Genomic DNA, 23,722 nt, shown 5'->3' on the forward strand with positions numbered 1-23,722 from the left:
TCGGGGACACTGCTGCTACAGACTCACAGCTCACCTCGGCCGCCCATTACGCCCTGGGACCGAAGTCACACAGTCACCCGGCAACGGCGATTCATCAAACGTGTGCCGACGCCTGCTCATCCCGCGGATCGGAACTCGCGATAGCTGATCTCCAACAACTCTTGATCAGGTTGCTCCGATGACTTCTGAGGCACCACCATCAGCCGCTCACCATGCCGCTCCTTGAGTCCATGTTCGAGCATCGGGCCGTCGATCTCGGCTAGGAGATCCTCACGGATCTCGACTACATAGTCCGGCCTGATCCCGAGGATCCTCACGTCGTAAGCAGCGTGGTGAATCTTGCACAGTGCCAGACCGTTCCGTACCGACGCGATTCCTGATTCGTGCCCGTCAGGAATGATGTGTGCAGCATCGAGGAGCGAACCATGTCCAAGCGCGCAGACCGCGCACCGGGTCTCGTATGCGCGCATCACCGTCGCGCGGAAGACGGGCTGGTGGAGGCGTCGTTTGGTCTCAGCCACGCGATACCGCCGCAGTGTCTCTTCGACCGGCGAATCTGGGCGGAGGAGATCGCGTGCTGCGTCGATCGCGACGACGAACTGGTGCTTGTCGGGTTCCTCGTCGACAACGTATACCGGGTAGATCGGATGAAAACGGCTGGCGCCCACCCCGTAGAACCAGATCAGCGGGACCTGCTGGGCCATTGCCGCCCGTAGTCCCTTGTTGTCCGTGGCCTCGGGCTTTGTCCCGGACCATTTGTACCTAAGGAATCCGTCGCCACCGAGCTCGTCCTCGTACGGACGCTTAGAGCCCTTGGCGCGATAAGTAGTCATGATCGACAGCGCGGAGCTCAGCTCTTCGGGCTTGCGGATCCCGCGCGTTGGGTCGACCAGGCGGAACATGTTGCCGTCGAAGGTGAAATCGAGCAGTTCTTTGCGAGTGATCGAATCGAGTCCATCGTTGGTGCGGATGGTGAGAAACCGCATCGCTTCGCGCCTCAGTCGAGCGTCATCGCTCGCTCCCATCACCACAGCCACGCACTGTCCTCTCATCTCGTACAAGCGAATCGAAGGCTATACAACTGCGACGACAGCCCTTCCAGCAGGCCGCCAACGTCGGCGCGTCCCACAATCTCGAGTCGATCCATCCCTTCCCGTCGAGGCCAGATCGAGCACCTTGGAGGATCTTCCGATGCGGTTCGCGTTACCGTCGACCGCGCACGGCCTACCAACTAGCGCTCGCCCCCATCTCTTGGACCAGCGCCAGACAGTGGAATGATGACCGACCGAGTGGCTTCGGCTGTGGCTCCCGATCGAGGATGGTCATCCGCTGCTGTCGTCACTCGTCGACGCGGACCTGCTAGCCCAGCAGCACCTGATCAACTGGTCGACGAGATTCACGAACTCGACAACATCACCGTCAATTTCGGTGGCCTGCGACGCCGACGTGACTCCTACTCCGGCGGGTGCGATCATCCTTGCTCGATGGCCCCGAATTTCGATGAAGTGCCGCCTTCCGTGGCGGAGTAGCGGGCGTCGATCTTCTCCAACAGGGCTTGCATTCGCTCCACCTCGTCGATGTGATCGGATAGGGCTTGGACGAGCGAGTACTCACCACCATCCGCTTTGCCCTCGAACTTCGCCTTGAGTGCCAGCCCACTCGGCTGTGTTCCGAAACCATCTACTCGGCGCAGCCGATATGCGCGTTCTCTTAGTGCCCGCAGTTCTGCAGCAAGATCAGCGCATCGCTGCGCACAACGCCGAGCCACGCCAGGTTCGAGGTAGAGATCTCCTGCATCGACCGCCCCGCCTAGAGCGCCCCATCCTTGCCCTTCCACCAGAAGGCTCCCCTCACCCGTCACACAGGGATGTATTCGGCGAGGGTTCTGGCGACGCGTAGGGCAGCAACACAGGGCTCCTCACTAGCAGGTTCAGGACCTGACTCGGAGATGGACACCATCACGGCGAACCCGCCCGATGTCATAGCCACATCGCACCGCGTCCGTTCCCGGTCCGCCACGTCACGAAATGAGACGGCTTCCCTTCCTGCGAGATCGACCGGAGCGAAGTCTTCGAAGTCCTCATTTCGTCGTACCTCGTCCATCGTCTTGGTTGACGAGAAGATAGACAAGAAGTGCGTCGAATTGTTCCACCCGCAGATGTTCCATCCCGGCTGATGCACGCCCATGATGTCGCGCTCTTCGGTCGCCGGATCCATCCCGACCGCAAGAATCGCCTCATCCGGAATATCGTCACACGGGCTGAACGCCGGATCCCCCGCCGGACCCGCGGGAGCGGACTCCCCCGACGCTGCGCCGCCGCACCCTACTAACAGCACCGCCGAACACATCGCACCCAGCGCAGCTCGCACCTGAAGTCTCCCCCTCACGACGCCCACACTAGTTCGACGCACCGAACCGGACGCCGGTTCCCCCTCCGGACAGCCGCTACTTGCCGGCGCGCTCAGCCTCGGCCTGCGCCGACATCCAGCTGGCGATGAGCGCCTGCATATCACTTCGCCCCTTTAGTGCGGGCGTATCTGACTCCGCGTCCGTTGCCGTGGCCGGCTCCGATTCCGCACCACCGGTCAGGAACGGGCGCATCAAGTCGATCGGTACGGGGAAGACCACCGTCGACGTGCTTTCCCCGCCCAGGTCGCCCAGCGTCTGCAGGTATCGCAGCTGCAGCGTCGTGGGGTTGCGGCTGATCACGTCCGCCGCCTCGGCGAGCCGCGCCGACGCCTGGAACTCGGCCTCCGCGTTGATGATCTTGGCGCGACGCTCCCGCTCGGCTTCGGCCTGCCGCGCGATGGCCCGCTGCATGTCTCTCGGGATCTCCACGTCCTTGATCTCGACGGTGGAAACCTTCACGCCCCACGGCTCGGTCTGCTGGTCGATCACCTTCTGCAGGTCCTCGTTGAGGCGCTCGCGCTCGGCGAGCAGCGCATCCAGCTCGGCCTTGCCGAGTACCGACCGCAGAGTTGTCTGCGCGATCTGTGACGTCGCCGCGTGATAGTCCTCGACGCTGACGATTGCGCGATTCGCGTCCACGACTCGGAAGTATGCGACGGCGGTGACCTTCACCGGCACGTTGTCCCGGGTGATCACCTCTTGTACCGGGACTTTCAACGTCACGGTGCGTAGGCTCACCCGCACCATGCGGTCGATTGCCGGGATCATCAGTACTAGGCCGGGACCCTTCAGGTCGACAAGCCGCCCGAGCCGGAACAGCACACCCCGCTCGTATTCGCGCAGCACGCGGATCGCGGACGATCCCACGACTACCGCGAGCAGCGCGACGACGATGATCGCGAGAACGATGGTGGTCAGCATGGCAACTCCCACGGTTCACGACGGCGCACGCTCAGGGTGAGTCCATGAACGTGCTCGACGACGACGGAGTCCCCCGCCCCCGGAATGTCGGTGTAGCCGAATTCCATTTGAGCGCGCCACAATTCGCCATCGAGTTCGACCTGGCCTTCGTCACCGTCCCACTGGCGGACGGTGGCCTCGGATCCGACTAGCGACTGCAGGCCGGTATGCACGGGCTCTCGGTGCGCGCTCAGCACTTTCCTGCCGGTCACTGCGACCACGCCCAGCCCGGCCGCGGCGACACCCAACGTCACCGGAAGCGCGACCTCGACCCCCAGTCCGCCCGACGTGAACAGCAGCCACACCCCGGTGCCGGCGAGGCCCGTCCCCAACACACCGAGCGCACCGTACGTCGGAGCGTGCGCCTCGATCACGATCAGTAGCACGCCCACTGCCAGCGCCAATACGCCCAATGCGGTCATCTGCACTCACCTGCGGCGAGGGCCCGGTCGCTTCGCGTAGCCACCCGCGATCGAGCCCTCACCTCAAAGGTAATGGCCGCGCCATCGCGATGCCACCACTCCTATTCCAAGTTGTCTGCGCCCACGCCACACGGCCGGACATCGACTGCATCGGCCACGTCGGCGAGTCATATAACAGCGGCATAGTTCGCCAAGCGACCTCCAGCGAGGGAAGCCCAGGTGTACGACCTGCCCGACACTGGCCTCGACAGCCTCAATGGTCGATTTGTAGCCCTTTGGTCTTCGTTCGACACGTTGATTGCAGCGAACGGTTCGGAGTGTTCGATTCCGGAATCTGCGACGCGTGACCGAGGCGAGTGCCACCGGTTGGCCGGACTACCGTGATGGGCGCCGCGGCGCTCACGTGATCGAGTAGCCCCCATCGACAGGCAGCACGACACCGGTCACATAGCGGGCAGCGTTCGAGACAAGGAAGAGTACGGCGTCGGCTACGTCGTCACCGTCTGCAAAGCGCTGCAGCGGGATTCGGCTCAGCTTCTCGGCTCGGATCTCCGGCTGGCCGAGGAGTTCAGCCGTCATCGGCGTTTCGACGTAGCCCGGCGCGATCGTGTTCACTCGGACCCCTTGCGGCCCGAGCTCAACGGCAAGCCCCTTACCCAGTTGGGTCAGCGCGGCCTTGGTTGCACCGTAGGGAACGATCCCTGGTACCGCTCGATCCGCCGAGAGCGAGGCGATGTTGACGACGCTCCCCCGTGTTGCGATGAGCGACTTCGTCGCCTGTCGGATCAGCCGGTACACGGCTGAGAGATTTACGTCCACCAAACGCTGCCATCCATCGTCTTCAACATCGACAGCTGCCGTCCGCAATTGAATTCCTGCGGCATTGACGAGGATGTCCAGGCGGCCGGCGGTCGCGAGCGCGTAGTCGACCGCGGAGGCACTCAGGTCTGGATCGGTCAGGTCCCCAGCCAGGCCCACGCCACCGAGCCGGCTCATCACCTCGGTCACTTTCCGATCAGCATCAACTCCGATGACGGTCGCGTCGTGTGCAGCTAGCGTTCGAGCGATTGATGACCCGATCCCGCCGGCCGCACCCGTAACCAGAGCGACCTTCTCCGCCAACTGGCCGGACACCGAGGTCTGTGCTGTTGCACTCACTGGACTCCCTTCGGCCTCGGACGAGCTACGCCGCGACCGGCTCTGTAACTGCTTTCTCAAGAAGATTGATCACCGAAATGAGGCATAGCTCTACTGACCGTCACAGTATAGGCTGAAGAACCAGGAGCAAGAAAGCGCTTACAGGCAGTCAGCTTACAGGAAGTCATATGTCATCCGTATCCCTTCCGGCCGCGGACCGTACGGTCACACACCTGGTTCTCGGAGAGCCGGCGAAGCTCGACGTCCGGGCGACCCCGCCGACCAGTCGCGCGGTCTACGCGGCTTCTCATGTCGTGGCTGACCCGTTGCGGGCCTCGGCTGAGAACGCCTCGGATCAGATCGACTGGGAGGCGACGCTGCGGTTGCGCCGGGACCTGTGGTCACTCGGACTCGGCGTGGCTGAGTCCATGGACACCGCTCAGCGAGGCATGGGCCTGGACTGGAGCGCCGCCAAGGAACTCGCGGTCCGCACCGTTGCCGACGCCAAGTCCGTCGGTGGCAGGGTCGTCGTTGGTGTCGGTACAGATCAGCTCGAGTCCGAGCGGCCGTCTCTCGCAGAGATCCGCGACGCGTATATCGAGCAGATCGACGCGATCGAATCCAGCGGGGGTGACGTCGTCATGATGGCCAGCCGGCACCTCGCACGAGCTGCGGAGGGACCGGACGACTATCGAACGGTGTATGACGCGGTCCTGTCGGCTGCACGACGCCCGGTGATTCTGCACTGGCTCGGTACTGTGTTCGATCCAGCCCTCGACGGGTATTGGGGTGCCGAAGATCCTTCTGTAGCAATGGACACCGTGGTGGAGATCATTGCCGCTCATGGAGACAACGTCCGCGGAATCAAAGTGTCACTTCTCGATCAGTCTCTGGAGATTGCGCTACGGCTGCGCATGCCGGCCGGAGTCCGTGTATTCACGGGTGACGACTACAACTACGTCGACCTCATCGCCGGAGATGGAACCCACAGCAGCGATGCCCTCCTGGGCGCATTCGCCGCTATCGGGCCGTTCGCATCCGCGGCCTTCGCACGCCTCGACGCCGACGACCTTCATGGGTTCAAGACCGTCTTGGGACCCACCGAGTCCCTGAGTCGTCTGATCTTCGCCTCGCCTACCCAGTACTACAAGGTCGGTGTCGCGTGGCTCGCCTACCTCACCGGCAAGCAGAACCATTTTCGGATGATCGGCGGCTTCGAAACCGGGCGAAGCCTGCTTCACCTTGCGGATCTCGTCCGCGCAGCCGATGCAATCGGTCTGTTCCCCGACCCTGACCTCACTGCCGATCGCGCGTCGGCGTACTTCGCGGTGCACGGCGTCAACTGACATGGATCTCACGAGGTGCAGCCTCAACTCCGCCACGGTGAAAGGAACGGGCTTCAACGAGTTGGCCGGCCTTGCCGAGAAGTGGGGATTCCGCGGCGTCGGCCTGTGGCGCGACGTCCTCGAAGACCTGGATCTGGCCGCGGCGAGCCGCCGTTTGCAGCACTCGGGTCTGCGTGTGAGCAGCGTGTGCCGTGGGGGGATGTTTCCTCAGCCCGACGAGCAGTCTCGTCGCCGACGGTTCGACGACAATCGTGCCGCCGTCGACCAGGCGCATATCCTCGATGCGGACTGTCTCTACCTTGTGTGCGGGCCCCCGGACGCGGATCTGGCCGACGCCCGGCAACAGATCCACGACGGCATCGTTGAGCTGGAGCCTTACGCCCGACAGGCCGGAGTCCGCCTCGCCGTCGAGCCCTTCCATCCGATGATGGCGTCAACCCGCTCAGCGATCACCTCGTTGGGCGAGGCGAACGACCTCGTCGAGAAGATCGCCTCGGACGGGGTAGGTATCGCCGTCGATTCCTACCATGTCTGGTGGGATGTACGGATGCACGAAGAGATCAGACGTGCAGCGAGCCATCTGTTTTCGGTACAACTCGCCGATTGGATCACCCCCATCGAGGGCGAATTGAGCAGCCGGGGCATGCCCGGGGAAGGAAGCATCGACCTACAGGGATTCGTCACTGCCTGCAATGACGCAGGCTATCGCGGCCTAGTGGAGGTCGAGGTGCTCAGCAGCAAGTGGTGGTCCGAGACTCCGGACAACGCGATCCGCGGCGCAGTCAAGGGCCTGCTTTCGATTTGAACGGGATCAGTTTCGGACAGTGCCCGTCGAGACAGCGCCCGTCGAATCCCGGATGACGACCTTCGCGTGCAGCACCGGCACAGAAGTGCCGGGTTCGTTCCGCAGCGCCTCCTGCAGCAGCCTCCACGCTTGCTCGCCGAGCTGCGCTTTCGGACTCTGCACGGTGGTCAAGCGTGGAGCGATGTGGCGTGCGATCTCGACGTCATCGAATCCCGTCACCGAGACATCTTCGGGCACCCGGACCCCGAGTTCGCGCAGCTTCGAGATCACCCCGACTGCTGTCAGATCGTTGAAGCAGATCATAGCGGTCGGCTCGTGGACCAGCGCGCTTTCGGTGGCACTGAAGCCACCCTCGATGGTCCCATCCGCTTCAACCTTGAATGCTTCGATGCCAAGCACTTTGGACATTTCAACGGCTCGCCATCGCTCGCGGTTCTGCCACGACAGGTCCGAGCCTGCAATGTAGACAACCCGACGATGCCCCAACTGCGCCAGATGCCCACACAGTTCCATCATCGCCGTGAAGTTGTCGACCGCAACCATGGGCAGATCGATCCCGAGCTCAACCCTGTTCACCAGAACGACCGGAGTCGACTGCGTCGCTAGATCCTTCAGACCGGAGACCGGAATCCGCGATGACAGCAGAATCAACCCGTCGACCTGACCGAGTAAGTCGACAGCGGTCGCGTACTCGTCATCCGCAGTCCCCGAGTAGTCGGCAACGAGCATCCTGTAGCCATCGGCACGTGCGCCATGGTGCATCTGCTTCACCACGTCGAAGAAGTAGGCGTTCGCCAGGTCGGGAAGTATGACCCCCACGTTGCGGAGGGACCCCAGAGCCAGACCTCGAGCGGCTCCGCTTGGCCGGTACGCCATCTCCTCGGCAGCTGCATGAACCCGTGCAGCCAACTCTGGGGTCACGGCGGGATTCCCGCTCATCACGCGCGACACAGTTGCGGTCGACACGCCGGCCGCCTTGGCAACCATGGAAATCGTTGGCCGGCGGGTGCCGGAGGTTGTTCGCGCTTCGCTCAACCTACGCCTCCCGTCGACTCCCCGCCTGAAACCTGAAATCACACTGCAACCGCTTACAGCGTATCCCCTGCTTCCCGCTCTGGCGGACCAACCACCTGGAAGATGATCACGGAACGTTCCGGACACCCCTTCGTGTCAGACCTTCGCCGCGGTGAACGCATCTCGCGGATCGTTGAGGTCTCTGTCGATCGGATCCGGTGTGACGTAGGTGGTTCCGATCGTGATCAAGGTGAGGATGCACAGGTAGCCCGCGATGAAAACCCATGCGCCAAGGCCGGCACCCGGAACACTCGCGCCGCCGTCCGCGGCGACAACCATTGCGATGATCCAGGCCCCGATCAGTGGGGCAAGGCCGCCGGACAGAACAGCGGACACCTCTCTGGCCACAGACACGCCGAGATAGCGTTGCCGGGATCCGAAGAGTTCACTGAGGAAAGCGCTTTGGGCGCCGAACATGCCCCACGTCCCGATTCCGAGGGCGAGTGAGATCACGACAATTGTCAGCACGACACTGCCCTGCGAGAGCGCCCACCAGATCGGGAACGCTGACACCAACTGGAAGTACGCGAAGGCGCGGTATGTCTTGACTCGTCCGAACCGGTCGGAGAGTTGGCCTGCGATCGGAACGACGATGGCACCCAGCGAGGCTGCGAAGACCAACGAGAGTGCGCCGATGGGGCCTGTGACACCGACCGCGGCGCTGGTGACGTAGGCAACCGCAAGTGCCTGATACATCGACGAGGAGCCGTTCTCGGCGACCCGCAAGCCGATTCCGCGCAGCAGCGAGGGGCGTGAATGCTCGAGCAGGTTCTGCAAGGGACGATGGTCGATCTGATCCTTGGCTTCGAGCTTCCTGAAGGTGGGCGACTCCTTCAGATTGATGCGCAGGTACATCGCCACGGCAAGAATGATGACGCTGGCCAGGAAGGGAACCCGCCAGAGCCAGGTGTCGGTGATCTGGCCCTCCCCGAAGTAGACGAGGAAGTAGACCAAGGCCGCAACGACGGTTCCGACCTGCACTCCGAGGAAGGGCAGCGAGGCAAAGAACCCACGCCTGTTCTTCGGGGCGTATTCGGTCATCAGGATCGAAGCTCCAGCCATCTCGGCGCCGGCGCCGAGACCCTGGCAGATGCGCAGTGCGACCAACAAGAGCGGCGCCAGCATGCCTACTCCACCGGAGTACCAGTCGCCTTCGCTGCCGTGGTACGTGGGCAGGAGGCCGATTCCCGTGCTGGCAACACCCATCAGAATGATGGTGGCCAGCAGCACGAACTTGCGCCCCAGCCGGTCACCGAGCCGGCCGAAGAAGATGCCACCCAACGGTCGGACCGCGAAGCCTATGAAGTAGGTGGCGAAACTGAGGACCAATCCGGTTGACGGGTTGTCGCTGGGGAAGAACAGTGGGCCGAATACCAACGCCGACGCGAGGCTGTAGAGCGCGAAGTCGTAATACTCGAGGGCGCTGCCTGCGGAGGCTCCCCATGCGGCCCTGCGAAGGTCAGCGGTCGTTACTTCGGGATGGTCGGAGGCCGTCGCCCGGGTGTCATTGACGCCGTCGCCCAGATGGGGAGAGTCGAGAGTCATGGTCTGCCAATCCGATGGAGGATCCGGGGGGATCAGATCTCAGTTCAGGAGCCGGTGAATGTCGGTGTGGTCTTGTTGCTGAAGGCGGCAACTCCTGCAGTGAAATCGTCTGTTCCTGTAGTGAATCCGCTGCCGAGTGCCTCGAGGACCGTGGAGGGGGCGCCAGCGGCTGCAGCGTCGACGAGTTGTTTGCTGACCTGTACTGCGGTGGGGGCGCCCTCGAGAATCCGATCGATCAACTCTGTGACTGTGTCGGCGAGCATGCTGCGCTCGGAAACGGCGTTGAGTAGCCCCCAGTCGAGCGCCGTATCGGAAGGCACCTGGCGGCGGGCAAATATGATCTCCTTGGCGCGGGCGGCCCCGACAATCTGCGTGAGGCGTTCTGTGCCTCCCCAGCCCGGGGTTGTGCCGAGGCCGGTCTCCGGCAGGCCCAGACGGGCGGTACTCGCACCGATCCGCAGGTCACAGGCGAGCGCGAGTTCGAAACCGCCACCGACCGCGATGCCGTCGACGACTGCGATCGTGGGCTGCCGCAGTTGTGCAAGGTAGTTGAAGACCCTGTGTCCCTCCCTGATCCAGCGCCTCCACATTTGCGCGGGGCTGAAACGCGAGAACTGGGCGATGTCCGCGCCGACGCAGAACGACTTCTCGCCTGCTGTGGTGATCAGGACGATCTGAGCATCAGAGTGATCGATGGTCCGCAGCTCGCAGTAGAGAGCGTCGAGCAGTTCGAGTGTCAGTGCGTTGAGTTTTCGGGGGCGATCGATCAGAACGGTCGCGACACGGCCGCCACGAGTATGAGTGACGGTGATCTGCCCGGCATCACTGGATGGTTCAGAGGTGTTCATGTGAGGGCCCTCAGTCCTGGCGGGTTCTTCGTGTGTGCAGTGCCTGCACCCGCGGGTGCTCGGGCAGTGGCAGGAGCTGCAGGTTCTGCAGCTGCGGCGAGAACAGCTCGCCGGACATCGTTTTCAGGTTCGGGTCAACGAGAAGCTCGAACTCGGACTTGTTCAGAACGTCGCGCCGCAAGTCGACGCCGGGGGCGATCTCGGTGACTGTCAAACCTTCGGGCCGCAGCTCGAGAACCGCGCGTTCGGTGACGTAGAGGACCTTCTGACCGTTGGCGAGAGCGCGCTGGCCGGAGAAGGTCGGAGAGTCGACCTCCTTCACGAACTTGGTGTGAGGACCGTCGGCACGGATGTCGAGGCGGCCGCCCTCGATCGCGATGTCGCGGCGCCCGGCTGTGAAGGAACCGACGAACACGATCGACGGTGCCGAGGACGTAATGTCGACGAACCCGCCGACTCCCGCAGTGACGTGCCGACGCTTGGGCAGGCTGTGAACGTTGACATTGCCGTGTTGGTCGATCTCGAGGAACGAGAGCAGCGAGTGCTCGAACCCGCCGCCTTGGAGCAGGGTGAACTGATCCGGGCTCTGCATGATCGCGTCGGGATTCTGCGCGACTCCGAAGACGAAATCGAGCAATGGGACACCACCCACCGGGCCCTGCTCGATCACCCAGGTCACGGCATCGGCCAGCCCCTCTTCGACGAGGACGTGCGGCACCAACGCCGATACACCGAAGCCGAGATTCGCGATCTCGCCTGCCTGCAGTTCGGCTGCAGCGCGGCGCGCCATGATCTTCTCCAGCGTGAACGGGACGGGCTCGATGGTGCTGAGCGGTCGCCGTAGTTCACCGGAAAGGGCTGGGTCGTACTGCGTCTGCGTGGTCTGCAGCTGTTCCGGGGCGAGGACGAGAGCGTCGACCAGGACACCGGGGACGCGGACTGACCTCGGGTCCAGGCTTCCGCCCTCGGCGAGGTACTTCACCTGCGCGACGACCACACCGTCGTTGTTGTGTGCGGCATAAGCGAGATCGAGTGCTCCGAGCGGAGACGCCTCCTCTTCGAAGGTCAGGTTGCCGTGAGTGTCGGCGGTGGTGGCTCGGATGATCGCGACGTTCGGCACCAGCGTCTCGTAGAACAGCCACTCCTGGCCATCGAGCTCGTGAACTCGAACAATGGCATCGGGGGTGATCGCGTTCATCCGACCAGCCCCGATCCGTGGGTCGACGAAGGTGTCCAGCCCGACCTTGGACAGGACGCCGGGCTGCTTGGCGGCTGCGGCGCGGTGGAGTTGGTACAGGATGCCGGACGGGAGGTTGTACGCCTCGACCTCGTTGTTCTCGATCATCTGCCAGATTCTGGGCGGCTCTGCAGACGACGGGCCGGACGGATACGAGCCGGCAACAACACGTGCGAGCAGGCCCGGTCGGGCGAGGTGATCGATGCCCTTGATGCCCCACATATCCCCCGCAGCGATTGGATGCACGCTGGTCAGACCCGCGGGGGAGTTCGATTCCTCGTACCGCTGCCCGAGACCGGCGAGTACCGCATCGGGGCATCCCAAACCTGATGAAGAGCTGACGGTGATGACGTCGCCGTCATGCACGAGGTCGGCTGCCTGACGCGGGGTGAGAACTCGTGGGGTATGCACGTCAACTCCAAACTGTAAGCGCTTACTCTATTGGCACTGTTCGACTTTCGTCGCATCAGCCGGACGGACAGACGTCAGCGACGAGGCCGCCATGCGGCTGTGGAGCCACGGACCCGCAACGCGGGCGCGACGAGGTCGTGGGTGTACAGATTCGAGTCGTGGGCAGGACGGCCATTGCTGTCCAACGACTGGCGGATGCGCTCGAGAATGAGCTCCCCGCACTTTTCCCCGATTGCCGTCGGGAACGTTGCGACTGTTGTCAGCGGTGGCGTCCGGTGAGCGGAACCCGCTATGTCGTCGAATCCGCCGACCGCGATGTCTCGGCCCGGCTCGAGCCCTCGACGGCTCAACTCCGCATAGACTCCGACCGCGACGATGTCGCTGTAGGCCACGATCGCGTCCGGGACCGTTCCTCGATCGAGTAGCCGCCGTGTGGCTTCGGCGCCGCCGGCGGGAGTCGCTTCCCCGAACAGGCCGTCCGCAGGAACCATGGACATCTCCCCGCCGGCGATCGCGGCGCGGAACCCTTCTTCACGTTCGCGGCGGGCCGATGTGTGCTGTGGCCCGCCGACCATGGCCACCGTATGAACACCCATCGCTCCAAGATGCTCGCCCAGAAGGCGGCCCGCTTCGACGTTGTCGGCACCGACGTAGTCGTGACTGAGGTTGAAGTGGCGCGCCAGAAGTACCAGAGGAATTCCCGATGTGGCGAGCAGGTTGTCGATCTCGACGGCTTCGGTATCGCCCGCCGGCAGGAGAATAAGTCCGTCGATGCTGCGCTCGACGAACCGGTCGAGCAGTCGACGCTGCCGCGCTGGGTCGTCCCGACTGTAACCGACGAACACCGCGTAATTGCTGCGGTCGGCGACGTCTTCGAGCGTCATCGCAAGTTCAGCGAAGTAGGGGTTCTGCACTTCGGTGACGACCAGACCCAGGGTCATCGACCTCGGATTGCGCAGCATCGCCGCATGGCGGTTGTAGACGTAGCCGAGCGCCTTCATCGATTCACGGACTCGCCGACTGGTTTCCCGGGCGACACTCGGACTGCCGTTGAGCACGAGCGAGGCTGTCGAGCGAGACACGCCGGCATGCCGGCTGACATCACTCAGGGTGACTCGCTTCATGACGTGTGCCCGCTTCCGGTGACGATGTGAGCAGCAACATGCACACGATAGCGCAGATATTGGATCGATCCAACCCCTAAATTGCCTGTTGAATATGCACTAGAGACAACGGACGCCCGTCCGGCGAACCTGACCGGTGGTTCTTGCTGGATCGATCCAAGTGGCTACTATCCGCGCCGCAGCCCACTTGCTCGCGAGACCTGTCGCCCCACACCTTCCCGCACGGCGTCTTCCGTTCCGACGATCCGCACGTGCGTGCGCGCCCGGGTGATCGCGGTGTACAGCAACTCGCGGGTGAGCAGTGACGACCCGGCGTCCGGCAGGATCACCGAAACCCGGTCGTACTGGCTGCCCTGGCTGCGGTGAATCGTCATTGCGTACACGGTCTGCACCGAGGCCAGGTGGCCCAGACGAAGCAGGTACGGTTCCTTGCCCCGAGCGAAGGCGGCGATCAGTTCGCCGTCACCACCGGAAACGACAACTCCGGTGTCGCCGTTGTAGATCCGGGTCTCGTGGTCGTTCGCCGTCACCAGCAGCGGCTGCCCGGCGTACCAGTGGTCGGGGTCGAGGCGGCTGCCGACGGCGTCGCCGATCCAGTCCATCGCGTTGCGTGCCCACCACGACGCTCCGAACGGGCCGTCCCGGTGCGCACACAGCAGGCGGTGTTTCTCCGACGCTCGCAGCGCACCCGCCGCGTCACCGGCAAGAGCGGCCGCCGTTACCTCCGTCGAGGTCGACACCACGTCGGCGCGCACCCCGGCCAGGTCCTCGATGTCGACGAAGGACACATCCGGCGCTTCGCTGCGGAGGATGTCGAGCACCCGGTCCGGATCGCAGTCGCGCACCGCCGTCGCCAACTGGGCGATCTGTCCACCGAAACGCCGACCGCGGCTGAGGCGAATCATGCCCTTTCGCAACCGGTCCCGCTCGGCAGCGCTCAACGCCGCCTCGGCGGGATCGTCCGTCGCCGACAGGTCCGCACCCACCACGTTCGCCAGCACCGGGTTCTCGGCACCGGCCGCCGGGCGGGCGACGAGATCAGCCAAAACCGCCCCGGCGTCCACCGACGCCAACTGGTCGGGGTCGCCGACGAGGATCAGTCGCGCCTCGGGCCGGACCGCCTCGAGCAGCCGGCACATCATCGTCAGCGACACCATCGACGTCTCGTCCACCACGATCACGTCGTAGGGCAGGTGATTGGTCTCGTTGTAGCGGAACCGGCTGGTCCCCCGCTGCCAGCCGAGCATCCGGTGCAACGTCATGGCCGACAGCTGGGACTGCAGTCCTACAGCGCCGACCTGCTCGTTCACCGATTCCTCGAGCCGGGCGGCCGCCTTGCCGGTGGGTGCGGCCAAGCCGATCCGCAGTCCCGGATGATGACGCTCGAGCAACGCGAGCACCCGCGCGATGGTGTGAGTCTTGCCGGTGCCTGGGCCACCTGCGATCACCGACGTCCAGTGGGTGGCCGCAACGGCCGCCGCGATGCGCTGACGGTCCGGGGCTGCCGACGGCTGGGAGGGGTCCTGGTGGTCACGGAACAGCTCGTCCAGCCCGGCGCGCAGCAAATCCTCATCGACCGCGGGGTGCGCGTTCGCGCGTGCGTCGAGGATCCGCCGCACCGTCTGCTCCTGCCGGTAGTACCGGTCCAGATACAGCTGGTTGTCCACCAGCCGCAGGGGCCGCAACGGCCCCCGGTCGCCGCCGACCACCAGCGGGCTCGACCGCAGCGCCTCGGCGACGGCGGCCTCGTCGGGCCACGGCAGCGTCGCCGGATCTACTGCAGGGCGGTCGGGCCTCTCGTCGACATGTACCTCACGAATCCGGTTCAGGTCCAGGCACACCGAGCCCAACCGCACGGCCCGCACCGCAAGCGCGGTCGCCAGGTGCACCGGCTCGCGGGTCTCCCCGCCGAGCGTCGCGAGCCGCAGCGCGACGTGCACGTCTGCGGCCTCGAGTACCCCGGCCTCGTTGAACTCACGCAGCACGCCCTTGCCACGCTGCGCAACGCGTGCCTCGATCACTCGTCCCCCTCGAGCTCGCCGGACGCCGCCAGCAGATCCGACAGCTCCACCACCAACTGCGCAGGCGGATCCCAGTCGAACACGCCCGCACCGTCGGGTGTCTCGGGGCCGACCATGCCGCGCACGAACAGGTACTGCACCCCGCCGAGGTGCGTCGCCGGGTGGTACCCGGGCAGCCGCCATCGCAAGTAGCGATGCAGTGCAACGGCGTACAGCATCGCCTGCAGCGGGTAGTGCGAGCGCATCATCTCCTTCGCCATCGCGTCACGGGTGAAGTCGGCGGTGGACAGTTCGCCGGGCGCGAGCCGGTTGGTCTTGTAGTCGACGACCACGAACTGGGGACCCTCCGGCCCGGAAACGCGCAGTACCGCGTCGATGCTGCCGGTGAGATAGCCCCGCAGCGGCGCCGGATCCAGGGCCTCGAGCTTGTCCGCGTACGGCGCTAGGACGTCATCGGGCGGCAGATGCCTGCGCAGCAACTCGACGATCCGGTGCAGGGTCACCTCGAGCGCGGCCGGATCTTCGCCCCCGGCGAGCGGGAACTCGAAATCCAATTCCGGCAACCGGTCTCGCGGCATCACGCCCGCGAGGGTGCCACCGCCGGCGAGCGGGGTGCGCAGCACCGGCAGCAACGCCTCCGCCAGCGCCTGCGGATCCACCTGCGCCATCCGCGCCTCGACCGACTCGCGGCAGTGCCGCAGCAGCTCGGTCTCCAGGTCGTCGGCGGCCGTGTCGACGTGCTCGAGGATCTCGTGGACGAGGGTGCCGAACATCGCACCGTAGGGCATGTCGTTCATCGTCGAGGGAATCCCGCCGGCGGCCACCGGCGAGACCAATGCGGGCTCCTCCGGTTCATCGTCCTTCCCCGGATCCTCCGCCTCGCTGACGGCGCCGGGATGCTCGTGCGCCGAAGCGGTGAGCGCCGTGTACGACGTGCGCCGCCATCCGTCGTCGAGCGCACGGTCGAACACTGCCGCGGCCAGCTCTCCTGACCCGTGCTGCGGCGGCGTCCACGACAGCTGTGGAGCGGGCTCGGCGCCGACGGCCTCGGCCGTGACCGGGATCGGCGCTGCGGCGGCCCATTGCGACAGATGCCGCGCGACATCGGGATCCTCCGGCACGCCCGCCTTCTGCGGCACCTCGGCCTCGCCGGCGCTGCGGCCGAACATGATCCGGTGCAGCGGGCCCTCGCTGGTCCCGTAGGCGGGAGCCCACCACAACACCAGTTGGCACTGGGCCCGGGTGAGGGCCACATACAGCAGCCGCAGGTCCTCGCCCGCGGCCTCGGCGTCGCGGCGACGGCGCCGGTCGCCGTAGCCGGGGCTGCCCTCGCCGCCGATGTCGAGGATCCTCCGGCCGCTCTCGTCGTGCAGCAGCAGCCGGTTCTTGTCGGAGTAGCGGCCCGTGCTCCATGCGAACGGCACATAGACGATGGGGTACTCGAGGCCCTTGCTGGCGTGCACGGTGGCCAGCTGGACGGCAGCGGCGTCACTGTCCAGGCGGCGGCTGCGGTCGCCCCCACCGGACTTGGGGTCCTCGATGCGGTCGCTGAGCCAGCCGGTGAGCGCGGCCAGGCCGAGGGATTCGTCCACCGCGACGGCCCCGAGCAGCTGCGCGATGTGCCGCAGGTCGGTGAGGATCCGCTCACCAGAGGCGGCAGCGAGCAGGCGCTTCTCGAGTTCGGTTTGCGTGGCGAGTTGTTCGAACAGGGCCGCGAACCCGGACTGCGCGAACAGCGCCGAAAGGTCCCTCAGCCGTCCGCCCACCGTCGCGACCAGATCGTCTCTGGCAGAGTCGATCCGCTCCGCCGTCCACCCGAACAGGGGGGTGAGAGCGGCGAGCCGTACCCGGTCGGGCCGGTGTGGCTGTTCGAGCGCCTGCAGCACCCGCAGCCAGTGGTGCGCGGCGGGAGTCTCGAACACGCTGCTCCCTCCGGCCAGCACCGACGGCACACCGGCACCGTCGAGGGACTGCTGGACCAGGGCGATCTGCGCGTTGGTACCGGCGAGGATCGCGATGTCCCCGGGTTCCACGGGGCGACGAGCGCCGTCCAACTCGAGCAGTGCGCCACCGTCGAGCAACCTGACGATGTCGGCGGCGACGTCGTCGGCGACCCGTTCCCGCAGCCGACCGACGGCAGGGAAACCGGAGTTGTTCAGCCGTCCCGCTCCCGCACGGGGCAGATGCCGCACCCGCAGCGGCGGCGCGCCATGCAGCCGCGAACCCGAGTTGGCGGCATCGACGGCGTGCACGACGATGTCGCGGTGCCCGAGTGTGGCGCCCCCGTGCAGATAGTGCAGTGCCGCAACCAGATCTGCGTCACTGCGCCAGTTGCACGCTAGTTCCTGACGGTGGTCGGCGGCGTGGACCGCGTCGAGGTAGCTGAGCACCTCGGCGCCGCGGAACGCGTAGATGGCCTGTTTGGGGTCGCCGACCAGCACGAGCGTCGAGTGACCGTGGAATGCCGCGCGCAGGATGCCCCACTGCTGTGGATCGGTGTCCTGGAACTCATCGACGAGCACCACACGGTAGCGCTCGCGGACGCGGCGACAGGCGGCTTCGCCGTGCTCAGCATCGGTGAGCACGCCGTGCAGCAGGGCGGGTAGGTCGTCGAAGTCGCGGATGCCGGCCAACCGTTTGCGGCGTTGGGTCTCCTCGCGAACGGCACTTGCGAACGCGACCGCATCACCGGCGCGACCCCCGTCGGCGTCCTCGGGTGCGAGCGCGGCTTGGGGATCGAAGATCGCGGCGCGGGCCGCGGCCCGGGCCTCAGTGGGGCGGAGGGCACGGGTGTCGGCCCGCCCGAAGTGCCGGACGTACAGGTCGGCGATCACGTCCTCGACGAGATCTTCGGCCTCCTCCACAAGGACCGCATCGGGGTCGCGTTCCCCGGCGATGCCGAGTCCGTCGAGCATGCGCTGACAGAAGCTGTGGGTGGTGACGATGGTGCCGGCGTCGAAATCCGACAGCGCCTGCATGAGCCGCCGGCGCCGGCGCGCCACCTCTTCGGCGTCCGCGTTCGCCAGGTGCGCGACCAGCGGGTCGTCACTGGTGCGCGCCGCTGTCGGGTCCGCCAAACCCGCGGCAGCCGTTGTGAACCGCTCGCGGGTGCGCTCGCGTAGTTCCTTCGTCGCGGCCCGGCTGAACGTCACGAGCAGCAGCTGTGATAGGTCGATGTCCTCCTCCGCCACGAACCGGGCCGCGAGGCCGACGATCGCGTAGGTCTTGCCGGTACCGGCGCTGGCCTCGAGGACCGTGGTGCCCGTCGGGAGTGGAGCAAACAGGCCGAAGCCGTTCTCACTCAGCGTCGGAACGGTTTCTGTGGTCACGGTTCTCCCAAGGTCTCAGCAGCGAGGAGGGGACCCCACAGAATGTCGGCCTCGAAGCCGAACGCGCTCGGCTCGTGAGCTCCGGGCTGGGCCTGCTCGGCGGTGAGCACCGACAGGCTCGCGCCGGCACCGTGCACGTACTCGATGTGCCGGTCCTTGCCATCTCCGAAGTCGCCGTCCCACTCCTTCTCGGCGGCGACCAGCGCGAGTTCGACGGAGCGACCGCGGAACCGCATGTCCGCGTAGGCGGCCGAGGCCGTCGGCGCAACCGGAAGCGGACGCTGTAAGCCGCGCTCACGGAGGTCGACGAGCCGCCGCAGGATCTCGGCCGGATCCTCGGGTGCGGCGAGCGTCGACCGCGCGACAGGCGACCGGCCCCGGCCTCGGCCAGTGGTGACAGCGGTGGGGCCGTCGAATCGTCCGGTGGCGGCGATGGCGAGCAGACGCACCCAGGCCGCGATCCGATGCTTGGCGGCGAGCCGCGAGAAGGTAGTGCGTGCGACTACAGCGTGTCCCGGGGAGCCGTCGTGCACCCCGTCGACCGTGCCGGCCAGGCGACGACCACCACCGAGGTCGACGTCGATGTCGACTGTCTCGGGGCGTCCTGCATGCACCGGTGCGGCGGCACGCGCCAGCGAGTCGACGGCCCACTCGATCTCGGCGAGCGCTGTCTCACCAAGTTTCGCGGGCGGTAGGGTGCCCCGGCGCCACTCTGCCGCGCGGAACGCGGCCTGATCGGTGCCCAAGAGCCGGGCTGTGAGCATGCGGTCACCGATCCCCCACCGCGCGAGAGGATCGAGTTCGAGGTCGAGCGCGTCGGCGGCTTCCTCGTCCAGCTCCGACACCCGGAACCCGAGGCGTTGCCGCAGGAACCCCTGGATGGGATGTTCGAGGAAGGAGATGAGCTCGGCGAGGTCGACGACGCCATCGCCAAGTTCGACAGCGGGCAACGGTTCCGGCAAGAACGGCGACTCACCGGCCGTCGGCCGCTGGGCCGACTGTGCACCCGCCAATGCCGCTCTGTCGAAGCTGAGTGGACCGTCCGGATCGAAGTTGCGGGAATCAAAGGGCTGCAACGGATGTCGGGTTACGACTCCACGCGGTCCTGCCATCGCCTCGAGAACGTCACGCACCTCGCTGAGGGGTACCGCAGGTGGCCGCACAGTGCCGTTGGTCGGGTCGGCGCCGGTGTAGAACAGCAGCAGCCGTTCGGTGGCGGACATGATGGCGTCGAGCAGCAGCTGCCGGTCCTCGCTGCGCGGATCACGTTCCCCGAGAGACGGATCGCGGGCGAGAACGTCATCGCCGTCGATGTTGGTGCCACGGGGGAAGACGTCGTCATCGAGCCCGAGAAGCGCGACCACACGGTGCGGGACCGAGCGCATCGGAACCATCGTGCACACGGTGAGTTCGCCGGTGCGGAAGTTGGCGCGAGTGGGTCGGCCGGCGAGCCGGGACCGGAGCATCGCGCGCACGTCGGCGAGACGCAACTGAGCGTCTCCGCCGTGCTCGACGGCGGCGGCCAGCTCGCGGCGCGCCTGCGCTAGTTGCCACGCGTCGGCGTCGGCCACGTCCACTAGCAGGTCCAACGCGCGGGACAACGCGGCCGACCATTCCTCGGCAGTCTGCCGTCCGGTGAGTCCGCGCAGGGAGACGTCGAGACGGTCGACGTACTCGGCGAGACGTCCGGTGAGTTCGATGTCGTTGCTCTCTACGTCGTCGAGTGGCAGTGCGAGGGAGAGCCATTCGCCGTTCGCATCATCGGCGGCAGCGCCGAGCAGGATCCGGTCGAGTGCCGCCTTGAGGGTGTTTTGCTCGAAGCCGTCGAGTCCGAAGGCGCGCCGCTCGCGAGGTCCGATGCCCCAGCGCGCTCCCGCCGCCGTGGTCCACTCCCGCACGCGTTCAAGGGCATCGTCGTCGAACCCGAAGCAGCGGCGCACCGGGCCGGTCGCCGCCAGATCGAGCACCTCGCTGATCGTGACGCGCGAGTCGGCGAGATCCAGCAGTGTGGCCACGACGCCGAGAACCGGATTGGTCTGGTGCAGAGCGCGATCCGCCAATCGCACCCGTAGCTGGTGTCCGGGGTGGCTGCCTTCCCCCTGCAGGCCCTGCCCGAACGCGGCCCGCACCAGCGGCGCGTACGTCTCGACGTCGGGGCACATTATGACCACGTCGCGCGGCTCGAGGGTCGGGTCGTCCTGGAACAGGTGCAGCAGCAGCTCGCGCAGGGTCTCGACCTGACGGGCCGGGCCGTGACAGGCGTGGATCTCGACAGTGCCGTCCGCCCGGCAGGCGGCCGGCGCGCGGTCGGCCGCAATATCGGACTGAAGACGACCCAGCAGTGACGTCGGCCGCGACTTGCATGGATGGTGCACGTCTACCATCTCGACAGCCCGCAGTCGTGATTGCAGTTCGCGAACGTCTCGGGCGAGGCTGGCAAGCAACGGATGGGCGACATCGAGTGCGCGAAGATCCTCGGCTCGCCGCCGAGGCGGGGCTGTGTCGGCCATGGCACCCCACATCTCGATACTCGGATGCGGAATCCACAGGTGCACATCACGATTGACGCCGATCGCAGACAGCACCTGAATCTGGTCGGTCCCCAGCCGGGTGGGGCCGAACAGAGACAGCCGCTCCGGCAGGTCGAGGAGGCCGGGCTCGTCGCGGAGACCCGCACAGGCGCCCTCGAGCCGTTCGGCGGGGCTCGGACTGCCGATCCGTTCCCGCAGGCGGCGCCACAGCTCGGCCTGCCACCGCAGATCCGAGTCGAGTGGTTCGGCGCCGTCGGTGTCGCGCCCGTCGACCCAGTCGACGAGCATGGCCGGCCGCTGCGAGGCGTAGGACCGGAAGAGTTCGGCCAGGTGCGCGGCGGTGCCATACCGACGACCCGCGCGGTGGTCGTCGGCGCCGCGCCCGAGGTGGCGGGCCAGCACGCCGCACCACGGCTCTTCCACACAGTCATCGACGACTCGCAGCAGCGTCCACAGCACCCGCGACGGATGCCAGGGGTCCTCGTCGACGTCGTATCCAGTGGCGGACGCAAGCGCCTGGTCGACTAGTCGCGTCGGCGAGGGGAAGTCGATGTTGGCCGCAACGCCGTCACCATGGCCGCCATCCCCCGCACCCAGCACGTGCGACAGACGCTGCGTCAGCCATCGCTCGACCCCCTTGGCGGGAACGGCGACCACCTCGCGTTGCAACGGGTCTGAGAGCGGTTTGACCAGCACATCAGCGAGCGCGGACGCCAGCGTGCCGGCACTCTCGGCTCGGTGCAGAGTCAGCAAGTCCGTGCCCCTCCATGGTTCTCGTCCGCGTGCCATCCGGAGTATCACATCTCTCGGACATCGGAGGCTATCCGATGAGGCGAAGCAGCATTACTCGACGTCGATCCAGATCGGGGGACGTCGCGCGCTGCATCAGTGAAGCCCTGAAACCAGCACAGCTGCGCTGTAAGTATAGAAACGAGCTACGGCGTGCTGCTTGTTTCTCGTGTCTTCCACCGCACTCGATGCGACCAGAATCTGACGAAGGAAGGGGTGCGCGTCGGAATCGAGGAAGCCGTTGGCACGTCGCACGCTATCTACCAGGGGAGAATCTACTCCCAGGCCGAGCGAGGCCCCATCGAAGCGAGCTGACCCTTCCCTCGGGTTGTTCATAGTGTGATTGGCCGATCTGGTGGACAAGACGTCAGCCGCCCCGAAACAACACCCCACACCGACGAACGGAAACACCATGACCGCCTGGAACACACGCCCCGAGACCAGCGACGACATCGCTGCCATCCACGACGTCAACCTCGCCGCCTTCGGCACCGCGGACGAGGCCAACCTCGTCGACGCCCTGCGCGCCGACTCTTCGTGGATCGAGGGCCTGTCCCTCGTCACCACCGACCAGAACGGCGCCATCGTCGCCCACGCGCTGCTTACCCGCTGTCACATCGGCGATACCCCGGCTCTGTGCCTGGCACCGTGCGCCGTCCTGCCGGACCACCAGCGCAGCGGCGCAGGCTCGGCCGCCATCCGCGCCGCCTTGACGGCCGCCAGGGACATGGGCGAGTACTACGTCACCGTAATCGGACACCCCGCCTACTACTCCAGGTTCGGGTTCACCCGCGCCTCCACCCACGGCATCGGACTGAGTATCGACGTCCCCGACGAAGCACTCATGGCCATAACCCTAGACAGCAACGCCCCCCTCCCGACCGGCACCATCCGCTACGCCGCCCCATTCGGCATCTGACCCGCCTGAGAGGGCTGCCGGTTCCCACGGCGCTACGGGCCCCTCTGGAAACTCGCGGTCACCGCCCCCTACAGCATGGTCGTCACCACGACAGTCGTGCTCCCGTTCGAACGAATCTCACGTCTGTGTCCCCGACCCACGTCTCAACCGCCGCGTGACTGGGCCGTATGGAAGGGTGTAAACGTTTGAACGCGTTGCCCTGTGACGCTGTGGAGTACCGGGCTAGCGACTCGCCTCGCCCCGCTGGCGCCGCACATCCTCCGCGGTGAAGTTGGCGGTGAGCCGCAGTTCCGACAGCGGGACCTCCCGGTCCGGGCTGCGCACCTCCACACGCACGGGTTCACCCGATGCGGCGTCGGACATCCCGATCGGCGCGCCTCGCTTGCCTTGCAGATACTTGTCGCCCCACTGCATGAGGGCCAGCACCGCGGGATGTAGGTCGCGTCCCTTGTCGGTGAGCACGTACTCGTACCGCGTCCGCTGACCCGGCTCCTTGTACGGCCGTCGCTCGAACAGTCCCTCAGCGGTCAACTCCCGCAGCCTGGAGGCCGCGACTGCCTCGGTAATGCCGACTCGACGCGCGAAGTCGTCGAATCGGGTGGTCCCGCAGTACGCCTCCCGGAGAATCAGCACCGCGGATCGTGTTCCGATGATGTCCATCGCCTTGGCGATCGAGCAGTGGGTGGGACGCCAGGCGTCCCGGTCCGCGAGGATGCCCTCCAGTCGTGCCGTGTTCATGAGGTCAGAGTACTTGACTTGAGCAATCCATAGCCAGGGTTGGCCAAACCCCGCAGACGCACGAGAGCCCGCTGAA

18 protein-coding genes are annotated in these 23,722 nt (G+C 66.0%); 3 read left to right on the forward strand and 15 right to left on the reverse strand.

What is annotated here, in order from left to right; translation table 11 throughout:
* Nucleotides 1-116 precede the first annotated feature (116 nt).
* The 6 genes from EGT50_RS07880 to EGT50_RS07905 form a co-directional block, all read right to left on the reverse strand.
* The gene (locus EGT50_RS07880) at nt 117-1,037 is read right to left on the reverse strand and encodes an HNH endonuclease (protein ID WP_235870643.1); all 921 of its coding nucleotides are present in this window, start codon (nt 1,035-1,037) and stop codon (nt 117-119) included.
* A gap of 434 nt (nt 1,038-1,471) precedes the next feature.
* The gene (locus EGT50_RS07885) at nt 1,472-1,837 is read right to left on the reverse strand and encodes a hypothetical protein (RefSeq protein ID WP_235870644.1); all 366 of its coding nucleotides are present in this window, start codon (nt 1,835-1,837) and stop codon (nt 1,472-1,474) included.
* Nucleotides 1,838-1,857: 20 nt separating this feature from the next.
* The gene (locus EGT50_RS07890) at nt 1,858-2,349 is read right to left on the reverse strand and encodes a DUF3558 domain-containing protein (protein ID WP_127953868.1); all 492 of its coding nucleotides are present in this window, start codon (nt 2,347-2,349) and stop codon (nt 1,858-1,860) included.
* 97 nt (nt 2,350-2,446) lie between these two features.
* The gene (locus EGT50_RS07895; protein WP_127952590.1) at nt 2,447-3,331 is read right to left on the reverse strand and encodes a slipin family protein; all 885 of its coding nucleotides are present in this window, start codon (nt 3,329-3,331) and stop codon (nt 2,447-2,449) included.
* Complete coding sequence (locus EGT50_RS07900; RefSeq protein ID WP_127952593.1) at nt 3,325-3,792, reverse strand: NfeD family protein; 468 nt, start codon at nt 3,790-3,792, stop codon at nt 3,325-3,327. Before EGT50_RS07900 ends, EGT50_RS07895 begins: the two co-directional genes overlap by 7 nt.
* 399 nt (nt 3,793-4,191) lie before the next feature.
* Nucleotides 4,192-4,950 carry an SDR family NAD(P)-dependent oxidoreductase gene (locus EGT50_RS07905; RefSeq protein WP_127952596.1) on the reverse strand — a complete coding sequence of 253 codons (759 nt, stop codon included), beginning with the start codon at nt 4,948-4,950 and terminating at the stop codon, nt 4,192-4,194.
* A gap of 167 nt (nt 4,951-5,117) precedes the next feature.
* Between EGT50_RS07905 and EGT50_RS07910 the strand changes: the two genes are divergently transcribed.
* Entirely contained in the window at nt 5,118-6,275 is a 1,158-nt protein-coding gene (locus EGT50_RS07910; protein WP_127952599.1) for a dihydrodipicolinate synthase family protein, read from the forward strand.
* A gap of 37 nt (nt 6,276-6,312) precedes the next feature.
* Nucleotides 6,313-7,080, forward strand: coding sequence for a sugar phosphate isomerase/epimerase family protein (locus tag EGT50_RS07915; RefSeq protein ID WP_235870645.1), 768 nt, complete (start codon nt 6,313-6,315; stop codon nt 7,078-7,080).
* Nucleotides 7,081-7,086: 6 nt separating this feature from the next.
* Here the strand turns inward: EGT50_RS07915 and EGT50_RS07920 are convergent, their stop codons facing one another.
* The 8 genes from EGT50_RS07920 to recC all read right to left on the reverse strand — a co-directional run bounded on the left by EGT50_RS07920 (nt 7,087) and on the right by recC (nt 21,953).
* Nucleotides 7,087-8,067, reverse strand: coding sequence for a LacI family DNA-binding transcriptional regulator (locus tag EGT50_RS07920; RefSeq protein ID WP_127952605.1), 981 nt, complete (start codon nt 8,065-8,067; stop codon nt 7,087-7,089).
* Between the two features lie 183 nt (nt 8,068-8,250).
* Entirely contained in the window at nt 8,251-9,699 is a 1,449-nt protein-coding gene (locus tag EGT50_RS07925) for an MFS transporter (RefSeq protein WP_127952608.1), read from the reverse strand.
* Nucleotides 9,700-9,743: 44 nt separating this feature from the next.
* A complete protein-coding gene (locus tag EGT50_RS07930) occupies nt 9,744-10,547 on the reverse strand; it encodes an enoyl-CoA hydratase/isomerase family protein (protein WP_127952611.1) in 804 nt (267 codons plus the stop codon).
* A 10-nt stretch (nt 10,548-10,557) separates the two neighbouring features.
* A complete protein-coding gene (locus tag EGT50_RS07935; RefSeq protein ID WP_127952614.1) occupies nt 10,558-12,195 on the reverse strand; it encodes an acyl CoA:acetate/3-ketoacid CoA transferase in 1,638 nt (545 codons plus the stop codon).
* 74 nt (nt 12,196-12,269) lie between these two features.
* Nucleotides 12,270-13,319, reverse strand: a complete 1,050-nt coding sequence (locus tag EGT50_RS07940; protein ID WP_127952617.1) for a LacI family DNA-binding transcriptional regulator — start codon at nt 13,317-13,319, stop codon at nt 12,270-12,272.
* Between the two features lie 167 nt (nt 13,320-13,486).
* The gene (recD, locus tag EGT50_RS07945; RefSeq protein ID WP_127952620.1) at nt 13,487-15,340 is read right to left on the reverse strand and encodes an exodeoxyribonuclease V subunit alpha; all 1,854 of its coding nucleotides are present in this window, start codon (nt 15,338-15,340) and stop codon (nt 13,487-13,489) included.
* Complete coding sequence (locus EGT50_RS07950) at nt 15,337-18,669, reverse strand: UvrD-helicase domain-containing protein (protein ID WP_127952623.1); 3,333 nt, start codon at nt 18,667-18,669, stop codon at nt 15,337-15,339. Before EGT50_RS07950 ends, recD begins: the two co-directional genes overlap by 4 nt.
* Entirely contained in the window at nt 18,666-21,953 is a 3,288-nt protein-coding gene (gene recC / locus EGT50_RS07955; protein WP_127952625.1) for an exodeoxyribonuclease V subunit gamma, read from the reverse strand. The genes EGT50_RS07950 and recC overlap by 4 nt, the downstream gene beginning before the upstream one ends.
* Before the next feature lie 448 nt (nt 21,954-22,401).
* Between recC and EGT50_RS07960 the strand changes: the two genes are divergently transcribed.
* Complete coding sequence (locus EGT50_RS07960) at nt 22,402-22,908, forward strand: GNAT family N-acetyltransferase (protein ID WP_127952628.1); 507 nt, start codon at nt 22,402-22,404, stop codon at nt 22,906-22,908.
* 222 nt (nt 22,909-23,130) lie between these two features.
* Here EGT50_RS07960 and EGT50_RS07965 read toward each other — a convergent pair whose 3' ends face one another.
* Nucleotides 23,131-23,646: a winged helix-turn-helix transcriptional regulator gene (locus EGT50_RS07965; RefSeq protein ID WP_127952630.1), complete on the reverse strand. Its 516-nt coding sequence runs from the start codon at nt 23,644-23,646 to the stop codon at nt 23,131-23,133.
* Nucleotides 23,647-23,722 lie beyond the last annotated feature (76 nt).

This window comes from Rhodococcus xishaensis, assembly GCF_004011825.1.
Taxonomy (GTDB): Bacteria; Actinomycetota; Actinomycetes; order Mycobacteriales; family Mycobacteriaceae; genus Prescottella; species Prescottella xishaensis.